The organism is Pelistega europaea (genome assembly GCF_013133775.1).
GTDB lineage: Bacteria > Pseudomonadota > Gammaproteobacteria > Burkholderiales > Burkholderiaceae_B > Taylorella > Taylorella europaea.
On record NZ_JABGBO010000002.1, the window covers coordinates 88,412 to 107,530 of the forward strand.

General features: G+C 41.7%; 14 protein-coding genes. 9 read left to right on the top strand and 5 right to left on the bottom strand.

What is annotated here, in order from left to right; translation table 11 throughout:
* Positions 1-193: 193 nt before the first annotated feature.
* A complete protein-coding gene (gene metE / locus HKX40_RS02005) occupies positions 194-2,479 on the top strand; it encodes a 5-methyltetrahydropteroyltriglutamate--homocysteine S-methyltransferase (RefSeq protein WP_171587906.1) in 2,286 nt (761 codons plus the stop codon).
* 171 nt (positions 2,480-2,650) lie between these two features.
* On the opposite strand, the gene HKX40_RS02010 is transcribed toward metE, so the two are convergent.
* The 5 genes from HKX40_RS02010 to HKX40_RS02030 form a co-directional block, all read right to left on the bottom strand.
* On the bottom strand, positions 2,651-3,223 hold the full coding sequence (locus tag HKX40_RS02010; RefSeq protein WP_246233522.1) for a nitroreductase family protein: 573 nt from the start codon (positions 3,221-3,223) through the stop codon (positions 2,651-2,653).
* A gap of 47 nt (positions 3,224-3,270) precedes the next feature.
* Positions 3,271-3,984 carry a pyridoxine 5'-phosphate synthase gene (gene pdxJ / locus HKX40_RS02015; protein WP_171587907.1) on the bottom strand — a complete coding sequence of 238 codons (714 nt, stop codon included), beginning with the start codon at positions 3,982-3,984 and terminating at the stop codon, positions 3,271-3,273.
* A gap of 198 nt (positions 3,985-4,182) precedes the next feature.
* On the bottom strand, positions 4,183-5,673 hold the full coding sequence (locus tag HKX40_RS02020) for an efflux transporter outer membrane subunit (protein ID WP_171587908.1): 1,491 nt from the start codon (positions 5,671-5,673) through the stop codon (positions 4,183-4,185).
* Positions 5,673-8,897: a multidrug efflux RND transporter permease subunit gene (locus HKX40_RS02025; RefSeq protein ID WP_171587909.1), complete on the bottom strand. Its 3,225-nt coding sequence runs from the start codon at positions 8,895-8,897 to the stop codon at positions 5,673-5,675. Before HKX40_RS02025 ends, HKX40_RS02020 begins: the two co-directional genes overlap by 1 nt.
* Positions 8,898-8,914: 17 nt before the next feature.
* Positions 8,915-10,159, bottom strand: coding sequence for an efflux RND transporter periplasmic adaptor subunit (locus tag HKX40_RS02030; protein WP_171587910.1), 1,245 nt, complete (start codon positions 10,157-10,159; stop codon positions 8,915-8,917).
* 235 nt (positions 10,160-10,394) lie between these two features.
* On the opposite strand from HKX40_RS02030, the gene HKX40_RS02035 reads away from it, so the two are divergent.
* The 8 genes from HKX40_RS02035 (at position 10,395) to HKX40_RS02070 (ending at position 19,113) form a co-directional block, all read left to right on the top strand.
* Entirely contained in the window at positions 10,395-10,817 is a 423-nt protein-coding gene (locus tag HKX40_RS02035) for a hypothetical protein (protein WP_171587911.1), read from the top strand.
* 43 nt (positions 10,818-10,860) lie between these two features.
* Entirely contained in the window at positions 10,861-11,190 is a 330-nt protein-coding gene (locus tag HKX40_RS02040) for a hypothetical protein (protein ID WP_171587912.1), read from the top strand.
* Between the two features lie 95 nt (positions 11,191-11,285).
* Positions 11,286-12,260: a Bug family tripartite tricarboxylate transporter substrate binding protein gene (locus tag HKX40_RS02045; protein ID WP_171587913.1), complete on the top strand. Its 975-nt coding sequence runs from the start codon at positions 11,286-11,288 to the stop codon at positions 12,258-12,260.
* Between the two features lie 67 nt (positions 12,261-12,327).
* Positions 12,328-13,632, top strand: a complete 1,305-nt coding sequence (locus HKX40_RS02050; protein WP_171587914.1) for an anti-sigma factor domain-containing protein — start codon at positions 12,328-12,330, stop codon at positions 13,630-13,632.
* A gap of 97 nt (positions 13,633-13,729) precedes the next feature.
* Positions 13,730-16,600: a monovalent cation/H+ antiporter subunit A gene (locus HKX40_RS02055; protein ID WP_171587915.1), complete on the top strand. Its 2,871-nt coding sequence runs from the start codon at positions 13,730-13,732 to the stop codon at positions 16,598-16,600.
* 49 nt (positions 16,601-16,649) lie between these two features.
* Positions 16,650-16,997: a Na+/H+ antiporter subunit C gene (locus HKX40_RS02060; RefSeq protein ID WP_171587916.1), complete on the top strand. Its 348-nt coding sequence runs from the start codon at positions 16,650-16,652 to the stop codon at positions 16,995-16,997.
* Positions 16,994-18,625 carry a monovalent cation/H+ antiporter subunit D gene (locus HKX40_RS02065; RefSeq protein ID WP_171587917.1) on the top strand — a complete coding sequence of 544 codons (1,632 nt, stop codon included), beginning with the start codon at positions 16,994-16,996 and terminating at the stop codon, positions 18,623-18,625. Before HKX40_RS02060 ends, HKX40_RS02065 begins: the two co-directional genes overlap by 4 nt.
* A complete protein-coding gene (locus HKX40_RS02070) occupies positions 18,625-19,113 on the top strand; it encodes a Na+/H+ antiporter subunit E (protein ID WP_171587918.1) in 489 nt (162 codons plus the stop codon). Before HKX40_RS02065 ends, HKX40_RS02070 begins: the two co-directional genes overlap by 1 nt.
* Positions 19,114-19,119: the final 6 nt, after the last annotated feature.

The following is a 19,119-nucleotide window of genomic DNA, read 5'->3' on the forward strand; positions in this document are numbered from 1 at the left end:
TATTTCTCTTATCATCGTGTAATGCTCTTATCTTGATTTATTTCTCTTATTTATAAGCATATCACAAAACTTAAAAATATTAATAAATTTCATGATAAATACAAAAAAATATCGTTTTACTTCATATAAAAGATAATTTACTATAACAAAACTGATGATTTATGCAAAATATTTTATAAGGAATAAGATTAAAATGAGTAAATTTCATATTTTAGGTTTCCCTCGTATTGGTGCAAAGCGTGAATTAAAGTTTGCCGTAGAAGCATATTGGAAAGGCAATAGTGATGAAGCAACTTTACAATCTGTTGCCGCAGATATTCAATCAAAAAACTGGCAGTTGCAGCAAGATAATGAGGCTTCATTTATCACAGTAGGTGATTTTTCTTTCTATGATCATGTATTAGATACCTTGGTTTGTGTAGGAGGTATCCCTGCCCGCTTTGGTTTTGATCCGAAAAACCTTACTCTGGAGCAATATTTTCAACTAGCTCGTGGTAATAAACAACAGTTTGCGATGGAAATGACAAAGTGGTTCGACACAAACTATCACTATATTGTGCCAGAATGGTCTGAAAACACGACATTTTCGCTTAACCCGCAACATTTATTGGCTCAAATTGCACAGGCCAAACTACTTAATAAAGCGATTAAGCCTGTTATCGTAGGTCCTCTTACCCTGCTCTACCTTGGAAAATCCAAAACGACAGGTTTAGATAGACTAACTCTGTTACCTAAACTCCTACCAGTCTATCAATCTTTGTTAGAGACCCTTAAAGCTGAAGGGGTAGACTGGGTGCAAATTGATGAACCTATTCTTGCACTAGACTTGGCTGATAAATGGATTAACTCCTTTGAAGCCAGTTACCAACAACTTGCTCAAGCAGGCGTATCTATCCTATTAGCCACTTATTTTGGTTCTGTCGCTGAACATATTGATTTATTAAATCGTCTACCGGTACAGGGTTTACATATTGACTGTGTCCGTGCACCAGCCCAATTAAATACTTTTGTGGATGTCTTATCTGCAGATAAGGTATTATCGTTGGGTGTTGTTGACGGACGTAACATCTGGCGTGCTAATTTACGTCGTATTTTAGAAAATGTTGCTGCTGCTAAAGAAAAGTTTGCTGATAATCTCTGGTTAGCCCCTAGTTGTTCCCTCTTGCATAGCCCCCAAGACCTGAATGCAGAGGAAAAATTAGATGCAACAATCAAATCTTGGTTAGCCTTTGCCCAACAAAAAGTTGAAGAACTATCAGTATTGAACAAAGCTATTAATCTGGGTGAAAATGCCGTAGCACAAGAACTTTTTATCTCCTATGCTGCTGCAGAAGATCGTCGTACCAATAAGCGTATCCACCAAGAAACCGTTAAAGAACGCTTGGCTAAATTGCCGGCAGGGGCAGATCGACGTAAGAGTCCTTTTACAACACGTATTACGGCACAACAAGCATGGTTAAATCTGCCCTTGCTACCAACCACCACTATTGGTTCTTTTCCTCAAACCAGTGAAATTCGTCAAGCACGTGCTGCATTCAAAAAAGATGAACTTAGCCTAGAGGCATATGAAACTGCTATGAAAAAGGAAATCGCCCATGTGGTGACAATTCAGGAAGAGTTGGATATTGATGTCCTTGTTCATGGTGAAGCAGAACGCAATGATATGGTGGAATACTTTGGTGAACAATTATCTGGGTTTGTATTTACGCAGTTTGCTTGGGTACAAAGTTATGGTAGTCGTTGTGTGAAACCACCAATTATCTATGGTGATGTTTCTCGCCCAGAGCCAATGACTGTTAAGTGGTCTGCATATGCTCAAAGCCTGACTAAACGTCCTATGAAAGGGATGTTGACTGGTCCAGTTACTATCTTGCAATGGAGCTTTGTGCGTGATGATATTCCTCGTAGTGAGGTGACTAAGCAAATCGCTTTGGCCTTAAATGATGAGGTATTAGATTTAGAAAAAGCAGGCATTAAAGTCATTCAGATTGATGAGCCTGCTATCCGTGAGGGCTTACCCCTTAAACGTGCTGATTGGGATAACTACCTCGCATGGGCTTGCGAAGCATTCCGCTTGAGCTCTGCTGGAGTAGCAGACACCACCCAAATTCACACGCATATGTGTTATTCAGAATTCAATGATATTCTGCCTGCCATTGCCTCTATGGATGCAGATGTGATTACCATTGAAACCTCTCGCTCTGACATGGAATTGCTCACAGCTTTTGGTGATTTCCATTACCCGAATGACATTGGTCCGGGTGTTTATGATATTCATAGCCCACGTGTACCAACAGAGAGGGAGGTTACTCACTTACTGCGTAAAGCATTAGAAGTGGTCGATGCAAAACGTCTATGGGTCAACCCTGATTGCGGCTTAAAAACTCGTGGCTGGACGGAAACCATTGATGCATTGACCGTTATGGTGAATGTAGCTAAAAAATTACGTGAGGAACTAAAACTAGCTGAAGTTGCTTAATAGCTCGCGCTAGCACCAAACTGATACCCTTGCCTGCTTATCTGACTTGTCTTTACCGAGGTGAATCAAGTAGGCAAAGGGTTGAAGTAACACGAACAGTTTAATAAATAAACCATCCTACCTTAGCACCGATTATGCTCCCCTACATATCGGTGCTTTTTTTGCAAACAATTAATCTATTAAAAACTCAGTATAGGATTTACGGTTTTTCTGTGGAATTGGCATCTTAGGAGTGCCCACAGCCAAGAAACCCATAAAACGATATTCGAGGGGATCAAAACCAATTGCCGTCTGAAACTCCTCAAAATAAGTGGCAATACCCGTACTCCAAAAAGTACCATATCCCATTAGATGTAAGGCATTCATCAAATTCATTACAGCACAACCTGTTGCAATAATACGCTCATCCTCAGGGATTTTGGTATTGCTGTAATCCATCTTACAACCCAATGCGATAATCAGTGGTACTTCAGATAGCCATGCTTTAGAGGCAGCTAGCTTATCCTCTGTAAATGGTTCATCACTTTCTTGACGGATACGAAATGCCAAATCAGCAAATTGCTGAATCCCCTCTCCACGGATAATCTTAAAACGCCATGGGGTCAGATTACCATGATCTGGAGCAGCAACGGCTGCCTGTAATGCTTTAGCAAGCTCTTCATCGCTGGGGGCTGGTGCAGTGACCAGCTTCATTGAATTGCGTGCAATCAACGCATTGACCATGTCTATATTTTTAATCATCATCAATATCCTTTTCAGCAGGGGGATGTATTGAGCCTATGCTGAACTCATTACATTAACAACGCCTTCATATCACGTACGGCTTTATCCAAGCCATCAAATACCGCTTGTGCAATGATAGCATGACCGATATTTAGTTCGCTAATACCACCTAGCTCAACCACGGGGCGTACATTTTGATAATGTAAGCCATGTCCTGCATTGACTTTAAGTCCACATGACAAAGCAAAAGCAATACTTTTTTGTAATCGAGCCAATTCACGTTTAATGCTGGTAGCATCTTGTGCCTCTGCATAAGCACCTGTATGAAGCTCAATAATTTTAGCACCAGCTTTAACTGCTGCCTCAATTTGATGCTCATCTGGATCAATAAACAGAGAGACTCGGGACCCCGCTTCTGTCAACTGCTCTACTGCTTCACGCGTTTGTTCAGCATGAGTTACTACATCCAATCCACCCTCTGTCGTTAATTCTTGACGGCGTTCGGGTACCAAGCACACATCGTGTGGTTTTACATCACACGCAATACGCAGCATCTCAGGAGTAATTGCACACTCTAGATTCATACGCGTCAATAACAAGGGACGTAATTCATACACATCCTTGTCTTGGATATGACGTCGATCCTCACGCAAATGCAAGGTAATCGCATCGGCTCCTGCTTGCTCTGCAATCAATGCAGCTTTGACAGGGTCGGGATATATACAATGACGCTGTTGCCTCAACGTAGCAACATGGTCGATATTTACACCTAATTCAATCATTCTCTTTCTCTCATTTCAGTAGAATCTCACCCATTTCATAAAATTTCTCTTGGTGATGTAATGGGTTAATCTACAAAAAAACACTTTACCTTTCTATAAACTAAACCGCTGCCCTAGCAAGGCAGCGTGTTAGGTCTAAACCAATGTTTATCTGCTATGCAAACACATTTTAATCGTGAAATAAACCGTCTATGAAGATTACTTCTTTTTCACATCTTCAGCAGACCAGCCACCACCTAATGCCTTATAAAGGCTCACCTTATTTTGCAAAGAGGCTAAACCTACAGATAAAAAGTTCTGTTTGACATTTAACAATGCCACTTGTGCTGATTGTACTGCAAGAAAGTCATCAACCCCACTAGTATAACGCAACATAGCAAGTTTAAGGGACTGTTCTGCTGCCGCTGTTTGTGCACGCAAGGCATCGAGCTGTTCTTTATAGGTTTGAACACCAACTAGAGCATCGTTAACTTCGGAGAATGCTGTTTGAATGGTCTGTTGGTAAGTGGCAATTTGTACGTCTTTGCTAAGCTCTGCCACATCTAGACTATTTTTCAAAGCACCAAAAGAGTAGATGGGTAGACTGATGCTAGGGCTAAATGTCCACATATCTCGCCCTTGATGAGGACTAAACAAATTGCTTAACTCAGGGCTAGCCACTCCCAACAAAGCAGTTAAACTAATTGATGGGAAAAATGCTGCACGCGCAGCTCCGATATTGGCATTAGCTGCTTTAAGATTATGCTCTGCTGCCATAATATCAGGACGACGAGTTAATAAATCCGATGGTAAACCCACAGGAATATTAGACATAATCACATCTTTGCCAAAAGGCGCTGCTGCAGGAAGGCCTGATGGTACATCTTGTCCAATCAACAAGGATAAAGCATTAACAGCTTGGGCACGATTTCGACGTGTCTCAGCTAAACTTGCCTTGGCACTTTCAAAGGTCGATTGTGCTTGGTTCACATCTACTTGTGATGCAACTCCTGCTTTAAAACGTGATAAAGTGAGTTGATAGGTCTTACCATAAGCATCTACAATACTATTGATAAGCTGTTCCATCTCATTAAGCGAGCGAATACTAAAATAGGTATTTGCAATGCTTGCTACTAAGTTAATTTGAGCTGTACGCTGTGCTTGCTCAGTCGCAAAATAAGCCTGTAAAGAAGCCTCATTTTGATTGCGAATTTTGCCAAAAAAATCAAGCTCAAAGTTTGTAATCCCTACCCCAGCAATATAGCTACGGGAAATATTCCGCACACCCATTGCACTCATATCTGCTGGTAAATTTTGAGCAGACTGTGTAAAACTAGCCCCAACAGAAGGGAAAAGATTACTTAACTGAATGCCGTATTGTTTCTTGGCAATTTCTACATTTTTAGTTGCTACTAGTAAATCACGGTTGTTAGCTAAGCCCAACTCGATAAACGCTTTAAGACGAGGGTCAGTAAAAAATGTCTTCCAACCAAGGTCAGCCGCAGTACTGCCTGCCACCACCTCATTGGTGGTAACTTTGACTGCCTCACCTTCAGAGGCCTTTTGTTCAGAACTGAGGGCTTCGCCAGTTGCCACTGGTTGATACTGAGCACCTAAGGGAGCTGCAGGAGCCTCATATTTCGGAGCAAAATTACATGCTGCCAGCAAAATACTACTACTTAATACAGATAAACGAGCAATAACTGACATTATTTTTTATCCTTTGAAGATGATTCTGTGTATTCATTTAAATCAGCGTAGATTTCATTTTTAGTCTGACGCTCTTTTACCTCTTCCTCATGCCTTGTTTCTTGTGGACCAAGCAGACGAGGTTTTGTCTTGAATAGACGCAATACAAACACAAAGAATACGGGTACGAAAGTCACGGAGAAAGGTGTTGCGGCAAGCATACCACCAAGCACACCAAAACCTACAGCTTTTTGACCAGCAGCCCCCTCACCTGTTGCCATAGCAAGCGGAATAACCCCCATGATAAAGGCAAATGAGGTCATCAAAATCGGACGGAAACGCAAACGTGCCGCTTCTACTGCTGATGAGAACAAGTCTTTACCCTCTGCATAAGCATCTTTGGCGAACTCAACAATCAGAATCGCATTCTTGGCAGACAAACCAATTACTGTAATCATACCTACTTGGAAGTAGATATCGTTGGACATGTTCAAAATCTTGGTCAAAGCCACTGTACCCAACATCCCTAACGGCACAATTAATAAAGCAGACAATGGAATAGACCAGCTTTCATAAAGGGCAGCCAACACAAGGAATACAACCAAGATAGCTAATGCCATCATAATAGGTGCTTGGTTACCTGCTTGAATTTCTTGGTAAGAAATACCAGACCATTCATAGCCTATGCCCTTAGGTAAGTCATTTTTAATGATGTCCACCATCGCATTCATGGCATCACTACTTGCAAATCCAGGTGCTGCATCACCCGAAATACTGATGGAGTCATAGCTATTAAAGCGTTTAACCTGTGAGGGACCACTGGTCCATGACACATCAACTAAACTACTCAAATCTACAAGATTACCCGCACTATTGCGAACTTTAAGCTTTAGTACCTCATCCAATGTCAGACGTCCATTGTCATCCGCTTGTACCCAGATGTTCTGCATGCGTCCATTATTGGGGAATTTACCAATAAAGTTAGAACCTACTGCAGTTGACAACACACTACGTACATCTGCAATTGCTACTCCAAAAGTTTGAGCCTTATCACGGTTAACTTTAATAGAAAGCTGCGGACCAGGACCTAAGCCTGCAATACGAGCATTGACAACCTTGCCGGACTCGCCTGCTTTTTGAATTAGTAGCTGAGCTGCCTGACGCAATCCAGCTTGACCTAAATTATCACGATCTTGTAGCTCTAAAGAGAAACCAGACGATGTCCCCAATCCTGGAATTGAAGGAGGAATAATACTAAAAATCGTAGCATCCGGAATACCGTAAAGCAACGCACCTGTTGCCTTGCCTGCAATCGCAGATGCACTACTTTCTGGTGATTTACGTTCCTCAAAGCCTTTCAGTGTAGCAAATGCAATACCTGAGTTTAAACCGCTACCGTTAAAGCTAAAGCCTTGTACTGCAATAATGTTTTGCAATTCTGGGACTTTATTCATATAAAATCCCTCTACTTGCTTAAGTACATCCACTGTACGGTTGGTTGAAACCCCAGATGGTAGTTCTATGCTAGTAATTGTGAAGCCCTGGTCTTCCTCTGGCATAAAGGAACTAGGTAAATTTTTAAACAAGAACACCGCGCCTGCAACAAGTAATACATAGATAATCATCATACGTACGCTACGTTTAATCAAGGCAGCAACGCCTTCTGAATAGCGCAGAGTCACTTTATCAAAACTACGGTTAAACCATCCAAAAAAGCCTTTTTTCTCAATATGATGACCTTTGGGAATAGCCTTTAGAATAGTGGCACATAAGGCAGGGGTGAAAGTCAAGGCCAAAAAGCCAGAGAATGCGATAGATACTGCCATCGCTACAGCAAACTGGCGGTAAATAACCCCTGATGAGCCAGACATAAAGAGTAGCGGTGTAAATACAGTAATCAGAACAAGGGTAATACCGACAATTGCTCCTGAAATCTGTGGCATAGCTTTAATAGTCGCCTGTTTGGGAGGTAATCCCTCTGTCGCCATAATCCGCTCAACGTTTTCCACTACCACAATAGCATCATCCACCAAAATACCGATAGCCAGAACCATGGCAAACATAGTCAGCACGTTAATCGAGTATCCCAAGGCCAATAAGGCAGCTACAGTCCCCATCAATGCAACAGGTACTACCAAACTAGGAATCAAGGTATAACGGATGTTTTGTAGAAAAATAAACATCACAATAAATACCAAAACCATCGCTTCCAATAAAGTATGGAATACCTTGTTGATAGAGGCATCAATATAAGGAGCAGTATTATACGGTATGGTATAAGTCACGCCTTCTGGAAAATAAGCTGAGAGCTTATCCATTTCTTCTTTGATTAATCCTTCAGTTTCCAAAGCATTTGCTGTGGGAGAAAGTGAAATCGCAAATACTGCGGTAGGTTTACCGTTAAGACGTGAACTAGCTCGATAGCTGTCAATACCAATTTCAACACGAGCCACATCCTTCAAATAAACTAAAGCACCATTGGAATCAGATTTCAATACGACATTATTAAAATCATCCACTGTTGTTAGTTCACCATTAGAGCGGATAATGGCTGAAATGGTTTGACTATCGGGTGTTGGTGGACCACCTAATACACCAGCAGAAATCATTCCGTGTTGTGCACTGATGGCATTATTAACATCTGCCATAGTCAAGTCATATGCTGTTAGTTTCTGAGGATCTACCCAGATACGCATAGCCCGTTCTGCACCAAAAAGTTGGAACTTACCTACCCCTTTCACGCGAGAAATCGGGTTTTGAATATTACGAACAATATAATCAGACAAATCCTCTGCAGAATAACTACTATCTTTTGAACTCAAGGCTACGATTAACAAGAAGCCAGAGTTCTGTTTGTTATAGGTTAACCCCTGTTGTGTCACCTGTGTAGGGAGACTAGCTGTCACACTCGCTACTGCATTTTGTACGTCAATCTGCGCTTGGTCATCGTTGGTTCCAGCTTCAAAGGTTACATCAATTTGAGCGTTACCGTTTGCATCACTGGTTGATGTATAGTAGAGCAGATTTTCAATACCATTAAGTTTGTTTTCGATGATACTTGTAACCGAGCGAGCCACCTCTTCAGGTGAAGCACCAGGATAGCTAGCATTAATACTAATGGTGGGGGGCGCTACATTAGGATATTGCGCAATGGGCATGTTGGGCAGCGCCAAAGCCCCAAACAACGTAATAAGAATAGCAATCACCCAAGCAAAAATTGGGCGATGAATAAAAAACTGAGCCATAATTTACCTTCAGGGTATTATTGTTTAGCGTCGGTAGGCTGTTGCGCGGCTTTTTCAGCAGAGTCATCAGCTGCCGCTTTAGCTGAGTCTGTAGCTGGTTGTTTAGCTGCATTTGCTGCTTTAGACCAAGGAAGCACATTGACAGGAGCCCCAGGACCAATTTTGGTAAAGCCTTCTACGATGAGCTTCTCACCAGCTTTAAGACCACTACTGATTTGAGTCTTATTACCCACAACTTCGCCAAGTTGTACTGGACGCATGGCTACTTTGCCATCAACCACCACATATACCATATTGCTGCCATCGGCTTGGCGTTGAATAGCCTGTGTTGGCACCATCACAGCAGCCTTGTTAAAGCCTCGCTCTAATTGCACTTGAACAAACATCCCTGGCAATAAAAGATGCTCTGGATTAGGGAAAACGGCACGCAAGTTCACTTTACCAGTATCAGGGTCGACAGAAACACCGCTAAATAATAATTTACCTGGTAATTCATAAGTTGAACCATCCTCTAAAATCAGACGTACTACTGCGGTATTTTTATCAACGCTCTCTAATTCTCCGCTTTGCAGTGCTTTGCGAAGTTGAGTAATCTCTGTCGTAGATTGGGTAAAGTCTACATAAACTTCATCAAGATTTTGAACAGTAGCCAATTGGGTAGCTTCTGTAGCGCTAACCAATGCCCCTTCTGTCACCAATGCCTTGCCCACAATACCATCAACTGGGGAAGTCACATCAGTATAAGAAAGATTAATCTTGGCACTTTCTAAATTTGCCTTTGCTGCTTCTACAGAGGCTTTAGATTGTCGTGCTGCTGCCACTGCATTATCATACTCTTGCTGACTAATTGCATTTTCTTTGATAAGTGTACTGTAGCGTTTGGCAAGCATAGCATTGCTTGCCTCGGTCGCCTCAGCTTGAGTTAAGGATGCTGCTGCCGCATCCACACTTGCTTGATATGTAGCAGGGTCAATTTTAAAAAGCAACTGTCCTGCTTTGACCTCACTACCCTGTTCAAAATTAATATGTTGCACAATACCTGTCACACGTGCCCGGACTTCTGCATCTTTAATTGCTTTGATACGACCAGGTAAAGTTGTAAAAATACGCACAGGTTCTACACCTACATCAATAGCAGCAACATTCATCGGTGGACGAGATTGTGCCTGTTGAGAACCATCACCACACGCACTTAATAACACAGCAGGAGCCACTGCCAACACAAGCAATTTATGCTTAAAATTCAAAAATTTGGTACTCATATTTCCAATGGTAATTAAAATTATTTTTTAGCGGGATATCCTGTTATAAAACAGGTGGCAATGCTAGAAATCCTATATTCTAAAGCAAATTAATTGCCTAGGCAAGTATTTTAGAAGTAATATTTTGTGATATTAATCTTACAATTTAGTGGTTTTGTGACATAAAAATATTCCTAATGCATGGTAGTATTCACCTGTTTTTGTACTGTCCCCATTCCTATTGGTCTGTATAATCATGCAATGCCGACTGTTAAATCGTTCTAAAATCCCCCACGGTGCATTACTACTCATAGTCAGCACTGGTTTAAGTGCATGTTCATCTGAGCCCTACCCTGAGGCCATTCAACAGGAGTTAGTTAGCTATTGTCAATCAGGCATAACCTCTGGAGAAACAATTGTCCAATCTGGTAAAAAACAAGCACTTACTAACAAAGAGATTTATAATCTTTGTCAATTCCGCCTACAAGAGTTTATGAAACAAGTTCCATTGGCAGATTATCTGCGTCTTAATCAACATATCTATGATAATTTCCGTCGTGCCTATGGCTACAAGTATACTCTTAAAGATATTTATGAGACTTTGTCTCCAGACGATAAACAGGTCAATGCTAAAATTGCAGAAATTATTTTAGGCCTGGAGAATCAGCATGAGAAATAGTTTCTTGCGAAAAGGATATGTTTTCTCTGTCTTCTTTATATTGATGAGCAATTCCTTTATAGCTTATGCACAAGATATTCCTCTTGAACCAGGTTATACCGCTTATGATAAGCACAAAGCAGTCAATACTTGCATGCAATATCTTTATGTGACCCGTTTTAAAGAAATACCTGCTGATGAGAATATGTTTCCCTTGTGTGAGCAACGATTCCTTGCGCTTTCTCGCAAACTATCACATGAACAGTTCATTAAGGAGCGAGCAGAATCATCTCCTCACCAACAACAGCATACGTTCAATACTTACTATGATACGTTGTTCGGCATCCCTCCTGCTGACTTGTCTCTTCCATCCACACCGGAAAATACGCCATAGCATACCAAAAACAGCAATCTATAAATGAACCATAACTAAACTATATAAGCAGTGATAAATAAACTTTTCACAGATTCTATTAGAGGTGATTTTAAATGAAACAGTTAAAACTATTCAAAAAAATTATCTTGGGGATAAGCCTCTTGGGGAGTATCAGCACAGCCCAAGCCAAATGGCCAGACCATGAATTACGCCTTCTTGTCCCTTTTGGTCCTGGATCCAATCCAGATGTTGTCGCTCGCCTAGTGGCAAAAGAGGTCAGTAAAGAGTTAGATCAAACTATCATTGTTGAAAACCGTCCTGGTGCTGGTGGCAATATTGCTACAGGAGCTGTCGCGAAATCGCGACCTGACGGCTATACCTTTGGGCTTAGCATTAATGGTCCTCTTGTCTACAACCAATTTATCACCAAAAATTTAAGCTATAATCCTCAAAAAGACTTGGCTCCTCTCACATTAGCAGCAACTCAGCCTAATATTATTGTAGCCTCCAAAAGTACAGGGGCTACAACCTTAAAAGAGCTAGTTGACTTACTCAAAGCCAACCCAGGTAAATTTAACTTTGCCACTGTGGGGATAGGTTCAGGCTCTCATTTAACAAGCGAATTATTACTCAAAGCAACACAAACTCAGGCTGTTGCCATCCCTTATAAAGGCTCACCAGATGCTGTTGCTGCCTTATTAGCTGGCGATGTGCAATTTGCCTCATTAACTCCTGGGGCTGTCATAAATCTAGGCAAGGAAGGCAAGCTCCATGTGCTAGCACAAGCCAGCGAAAAGCGCAGCAAGGCACTGCCTGATGTCCCTACTGTAGCAGAAACTGGAGTAGCTGATATTACTAGTCAAGCATGGAATGGCTTTGTTATTTCTAGTGCAGTACCATCTGAAATCAGAGCTAAACTTCAAAAAGCATTATACGATGCCCTTAAAAAGCCTGAAATTCAAAGGAAATTCCAAAATCTTTATATGGAAGCCATACCTAGCACTCCACAGGAATTTAGTGCTTTCATGCAAAAAGAGCGCGAACAATGGCAACCGCTTATTGAAAGTTTAGATATTCAGCAAAAATAAAAGAAAAATTGTTTTTTTAGGATAAAATCAGAGGATTGAACAAAAAAAGACAATTCAGGTAATGACTATGGGACAAGAAAAGCAAACCTTTCCATATACAAAAGAACTTAAAGCCATCGCTAAGGGTAATAAAAAATCCTTGCAAAACATCTACAAGCAAGAGGCCTCGTATATGTTGGCGTTTGCTTTCAAGGTTCTACATCATTACAAGTTTGCCGAAGACGCTGTTGTTCAGACATTTACTCTCATTTGGGAAAACGCTCAGTATTTCGATGAAACCATGCCCAATCCTAGAGGCTGGATTTATACGATTTTCCGTTTTCACCTCAACAACATCATCCGCAAGAATTACCAAGCCCTTAAAGAAAATCTTAAAGAGAGTTCTGCTGTACTAGGTGATGTTTGCACAAATTTACACGCTGGCGTTCACAATTTTGTAGAGCCAGGCTCTTTTTATCAAGTATTTGAAGAGCTTCCTGAAGACACTCAAAAAGCACTTATCACGACTTATTTCAGTGCCGAGAGTCTACCTGATACAGCCACTCTTTTGCAAATGCCATTAGGACAACTCAAAGAAAACCTCAAACTAGGTCTTAACTATCTTGCTCAACGACGAGATACCTTAGCATTTAAACATGATCATACGGTTTTTATCGGTGAGTATGTGTTGGGGGCTTTGAGCGATAACGACCAGCAAGAGGCTCATGCTTTACTTGCAGAGGATCCCGTTGCAGAAAAAATTAGTTTTGTCTGGGAAGAAGAGTTTCTTCATTTTTTAAACCAGCTAATTCTTGAAACTCCTCCTGATGCCCTATGGGTACGCATCAAGCAGCTCACCACTACTGAAAAAGACACTCATACAGATACTCAAGAGCTAGCAGATGAGTTGCAGCTCACCCAAGATCAAACTAATGCACAAGGCAACTGGGATAAATTTCTTCTGACCATGCGTCGCTGTTGGATTAGTCGCAATTTCTGGCGTTTTTTTAGTTTAGGGTTAGTTATATTAATGCTTGCTCTACTCATTATCCGACCACTAGAAAATCCTATCCGTAATGCAGCAGTGCTTAGCTCTACAACCCAAGCTAATCAGGTAGGCTTCATTGTGAAACAGACCAACAAGCTATTCATACAGCCAGTTGTCCATCAGAAATTAGATAGCAAAATTCGTCTACAGCTATGGCATCGAGATTCTCAAGGCTTAACGCATCCATTAGGGGTAATTGATAGCAGTCAGGATACAGTATTTCCCCGTTATAATCTGCTAAAAACTGGTGATTTGTTATTAATTAGCATTGAACCCGCTGGCCAACATTTATCCAATAGCATTACTGGACAAATTATTTATCAAGGCTTGGTTGCCGAGTTTTAAAATTAACTAAAACCGCTTAAAATATCGTTATTTATCGACATAATATGTTAAAATACACATAACACAGTATTTTATGCATTGTTATGGGCGATTATTAATGACTCTATCTCTGCTCGTTATTTTTCCTTTTCTTGGGAGTATCCTAGCAGGCATACTCCCACCAAATGCGCGCAATCGAGAAGCCGTCTTATCGGGTATTATCGCCTTTATTTGCCTCGGTATTGTCATTTGGCATACTCCTAGTATTTTTGCTGGCAATGTCACCGAACAACAAATCGAATGGCTTCCCTATCTAGACTTAAATATTATTTTTAGGTTAGATGGTTTTTCTTGGCTATTTGCTTTTATCGTTTGTTTAATCGGGTTGTTGGTCGTTATCTATGCACGCTACTACATGAATCCAGCAGACCCTGTACCGCGATTTTTCGCCTTTTTCCTTGCTTTTATGGGGTCTATGCTTGGTGTTGTACTATCGGGCAATGTCATCCAATTAGTAATTTTTTGGGAGTTGACCTCCCTCTCCTCTTTTATGCTAATTGCCTACTGGCATCACCGTCCAGAAGCTAGACGTGGAGCTCGTATCGCGTTGACTATCACAGCAGCAGGTGGTTTTTGTCTTCTCGCTGCTATGTTACTTATCGGTCAAGTGGTCAACTCCTATGAATTGCGAGTTATTCTGCAATCAGGAGATACTATTCGTCACGATGATTTATATCCCCTGATTGTGATTCTCTTTGTAATTGGGGCTCTGACTAAGAGTGCACAGTTCCCTTTCCAATTCTGGCTTCCCAATGCCATGGCAGCCCCTACACCCGTGTCTGCGTATTTACACTCCGCCACTCTTGTTAAGGCAGGAGTCTTTATTCTCGCCCGTTTCTGGCCCGTGTTAGCATTAACGGATGAATGGTTCTGGTTTGTAGGCTTATCAGGTTTCTTGTCTTTGGCTATCGGGGCTTATATTGCCACTTTTCAACGCGATATGAAAGGTGTTCTCGCTTACTCTACAATTAGTCACCTAGGGCTAATTACCTTATTACTCGGACTTAATAGCCCATTAGCCCTAATCGCAGCAGTATTTCATATGATTAATCATGCGACCTTTAAAGCCTCGCTTTTTATGGCTACAGGTATTGTGGACCACGAGACTGGAACACGCGATATGTTTGTGCTATCAGGACTACGTAAAAGCATGCCCCTGACTGCTACTCTAGCTATTGTAGCAGCAGCGGCAATGGCAGGTGTACCCTTACTCAACGGTTTCATTTCTAAAGAGATGTTTTTCTCAGAAACGCTCAATTACCATATCGGAGGACGTTATCTGCTTCCTGTACTCGCTGTGATTGCCAGTGCATTTAGCGTGGCTTATTCATTACGCTTTATTCTAAAAGTCTTTTTTGGAAGGCCTGCTCAAGACCTACCTAGAGCACCTCATGAACCACCTAAATGGATGTTGTTCCCCAGTGCTGTACTCGTATGTCTTTGCATTCTTATCGGAGTGCTTCCTGCTACTGTCATAGCCCCTGTCCTAGAAATCGCGACCAGTGCAATTATAGGGGCCGACCACCCAGCTATCAATCTTGCCATTTTCCATGGTTTTAATATACCTTTATTAATGAGTGCACTCGCCTTGGTAGGAGGCATTATTCTTTATCTGGGCCTACGACCTTATTGGGCAACTCATCCTGGACGCACTTTAGGCATTCGTATTGAGGGAAGAGCGATTTTTGACCGCATTATGGATGGCTTAGATATTACCGCCAGTACGATTAATACTTATATAGCCTCTAGTCGCGTCCAAGTACAGGTCTTCTGTATTATTGTGGTGAGTTTTGTAGTAGCACTGATTCCCCTATTACGCTATCAGGACTGGTGGCAAGTGCCACGTACTGAATTTAGTATGAGTTTTGCCATATTGTGGCTCGTTGGTGCTGCCTGTGCTATTGGTGCAGCATATCAAGCTAAATACAATCGTTTTCGTGCCATTGTATTTGCTGGTGGTGCTGGTGTAGTCACTATTATTACATTCGCCTGGTTATCTGCCCCTGACTTAGCCTTGACCCAATTAATGATAGAAACCGTCACTGTTGTGTTGCTTTTATTGGGATTGCGCTGGTTGCCACGTCGCAGTAAAAATGATGAAATGACAGAGGCTGAAGAAACGGTTGCCCATTTACGGCATACCCGTGATGCTATGCTTTCCATCGCCACTGGGATAGGGATTGCTTTGCTAACTTACATTATCACCACACGTAATACTATTCCCTCTATCGGTAAATTCTTTCTTGAACAATCTCTCCCTGAAGGTGGAGGAGCCAATGTTGTCAATGTGCTTCTAGTAGATTTCCGTGCTTTTGACACATATGGTGAGATTACAGTACTGGGCATTGTGGCACTTACTGTTTATGCTTTATTACGCCGTTTTCGCCCCCCAGAAGAAAGTATTTATGCACTTGAAAAACGCACCAAGATAGCTTCTACAGATTTAACTATTATCCAAGAAAATGAGGCTCTTCCTCGCGGAACGTTGCTTGTGCCCAATGTACTAGCACGGTTTATCCTCCCTATCATCAGTCTTATTGCTGTCTTCTTCTTTTTACGAGGACATAATTTGCCAGGAGGGGGTTTTACTGCAGGAGTTATTTTTGCTACGGGTGTCATTATTCAGTATATGGTTAGTGGCATTCATTGGGTAGAGCGTCGCTCACGTATTCGCCCCCAAAACTGGATAGCCATAGGACTCATCATGGCAGCACTTGCTGGATTCTTACCCTTTTTATATGGTTTACCGTTTTTGTCTGCATTGGCATGGCATGTTAATTTACCAGTTCTAGGAGAACTGCACCTATCCAGTGTGATGCTATTTGATTTTGGCGTCTTTATGCTAGTTGTAGGGGCTGTGACCTATATGCTAGTGGCACTAGCTCACCAATCCTTACGTTCGCAACGCAAAAAAGGAGAGACTTCATGATAGATGCTTTCCTTGCCACCCCTTTATTTCTAACACGAGGAGACTTAGCATGGAAATAGTTTATGCACTTGCTGTTGGTATTCTCGCAGGTTCAGGTGTATGGTTGTTACTGCGCCCACGTACATTCCAAGTTATTATCGGTCTGTCGCTGCTTTCCTATGCGATTAATCTCTTTATTTTTGGCACAGGGCGTTTGTTTGTAGGAGCCCCTCCGATTATTAATAAGACAGCACCGGTTGACACCATTTTATATGCTGACCCTATACCTCAGTCCCTTGTACTCACTGCCATTGTTATTGGTTTCGCAATGACTGCTCTCATTTTGGTTGTTATTATGGCTCAACGTGGGATGACTGGATCAGACCATGTAGATGGAAAGGTTGAGAAACGCTCATGATATTTTGGAATAATCTGCCTGTCTTTAGTATCGCCATTCCCATGTTCACTGGGGCATTGATGGTATACCTCAAGGATAAGCGTCGTCACTTTAATAAAGCATTAGGGATTTTGTCCGCTCTTGCTCAGTTAGTAGTGGCCATTTTGCTTATGATAGGGGTGACAGGACAACTAGAATATGTAAGCTGGTTTAATAATATTGCAGTGTACTTGTTGGGTGATTGGGAGGCTCCTTATGGTATTGTGCTGGTTGCTGATCGTCTCACTGCATTGATGCTGCTATTGACTGCAGGGTTGGGATTAACTTGTTTAATTTACTCAAGCTCGCTATGGGACAGAGCAGGAGTACATTTCTATCCCCTATTCCAGTTTATTATGATGGGGCTTAATGGTGCTTTCCTAACAGGGGATTTATTTAATCTTTTTGTCTTTTTTGAAATCTTTTTAGCCGCTTCTTATGGACTGCTTTTGCATGGATCAGGTGTCAGCCGTGTAGGGTCAGGGTTTCACTATATTGTAGTAAACCTACTAGGTAGCTTTTTGATGCTCATTGGCATTTCAATGATTTATTCTGTCACAGGCACTCTTAATCTGGCCGAAATCGGCATGAAAGCCGGCAACTTGAGTGCCAGCGAACGCATTTTATTTGAAACTGCTTGTGCTTTTTTAGCAACCGCTTTTCTTATTAAAGCAGCTGCCTGGCCTCTGAGTTTCTGGTTGATTAATGCCTATGCCTCTGCGGTAGCACCGGTTGCAGCCATGTTCTCTATCATGACTAAAGTAGGCATCTACGCACTATTGCGGGTAGGCTCATTACTATTGCCCACTGGGGCTCCAGCTGGTTTTGGTGGGGAATGGATGTTCTATATGGGTCTAGGCACCCTTTTTTATGGCACGATGGGCTTACTTGCTGAGAAAAACCTTGGCCGTATGATTTCCTACTTTATTGTGATTTCTTCAGGCACTCTTTTAACTGCATTAGGTATGCCTGGTGTCACGCTGACAGGACCCTCACTTTACTATCTTGTTAGTTCTGTATTAGCATTGGGAGTAGCCTTTTTATTAGTAGAAATTATTCGTCGCACTGAGACAGTTCAAAGTAGTGTATTATCCATTTCGCTAGAGGCCTTTGGGCTAGATAAAGATAAATCCTCTGACTATTCAGGAGAAGTAGTCGGTGTCCCCATCCCTGCTTCTATGGCATTTTTAGGGTTTGCATTTTTTACCTGCGTTCTTATTGTCGCAGGTTTGCCTCCATTTTCAGGTTTTTTAGCAAAATTTACCTTGCTTTCACAAGCGATTAATCTTACTGAAGTTGCTTCCAGTACGCATAATGCTTGGATGTTAGTCGGATTCATGCTGGTCTCTGGTATGGTGACTGTGATTGTGCTAGGTCGTACAGGTACCCGTATCTTCTGGGGTTCAGGTACCTTAAACACCCCTAAACTCACGGTATCTGAAGCCCTTCCAATCACATTGCTACTCTGTGGTTGCTTTTATATCACTATTTTTGTTAGCGATGTGATGGCATATATGAACAATACAGCCACTTCTCTAGATGAGCCGATGGAGTATATCGAGGCAGTATTTCACGCCAAACGGGTTCCATACCACTTAGGAGAACAATAATGATTAGTGTGTTCTTCTGGATTCCTATGACAGTCCTATTAACCCTATTATGGCTACTTCTTTCCAACAGTATAGACCTAGGGCAGTTTCTGCTAGGTGGGGGTATTAGTTTTGTATTGGTGATATTGTCACTACGGCTACGCCCAGATCTTGCTTATCCACAAAAAATTTGGCTTATTTTGCGACTTATGGGGCGAGTATTAATCGATACTTTACGTTCGAATTTGGCGGTGATAAAGCTGATTTTACAATGGCGTCGTGACGACTTTAACTCTGGTTATGTTTACATACCATTAGAAATCCGCGATCCTCATGCAATTGCGTTTCTTGCCTGTATTATTACTTTTGCACCTGGCACAGTCTGGTCTAGTCTTTCTGAAAAAGACTATATTCTACGTTTACACGTACTAGACTTAAAAGAGGAAACTGAATGGTTCGACATCATTAAGAACCGCTACGAAAAATTATTAATTGAGATTTTTGAGTAGTCTACT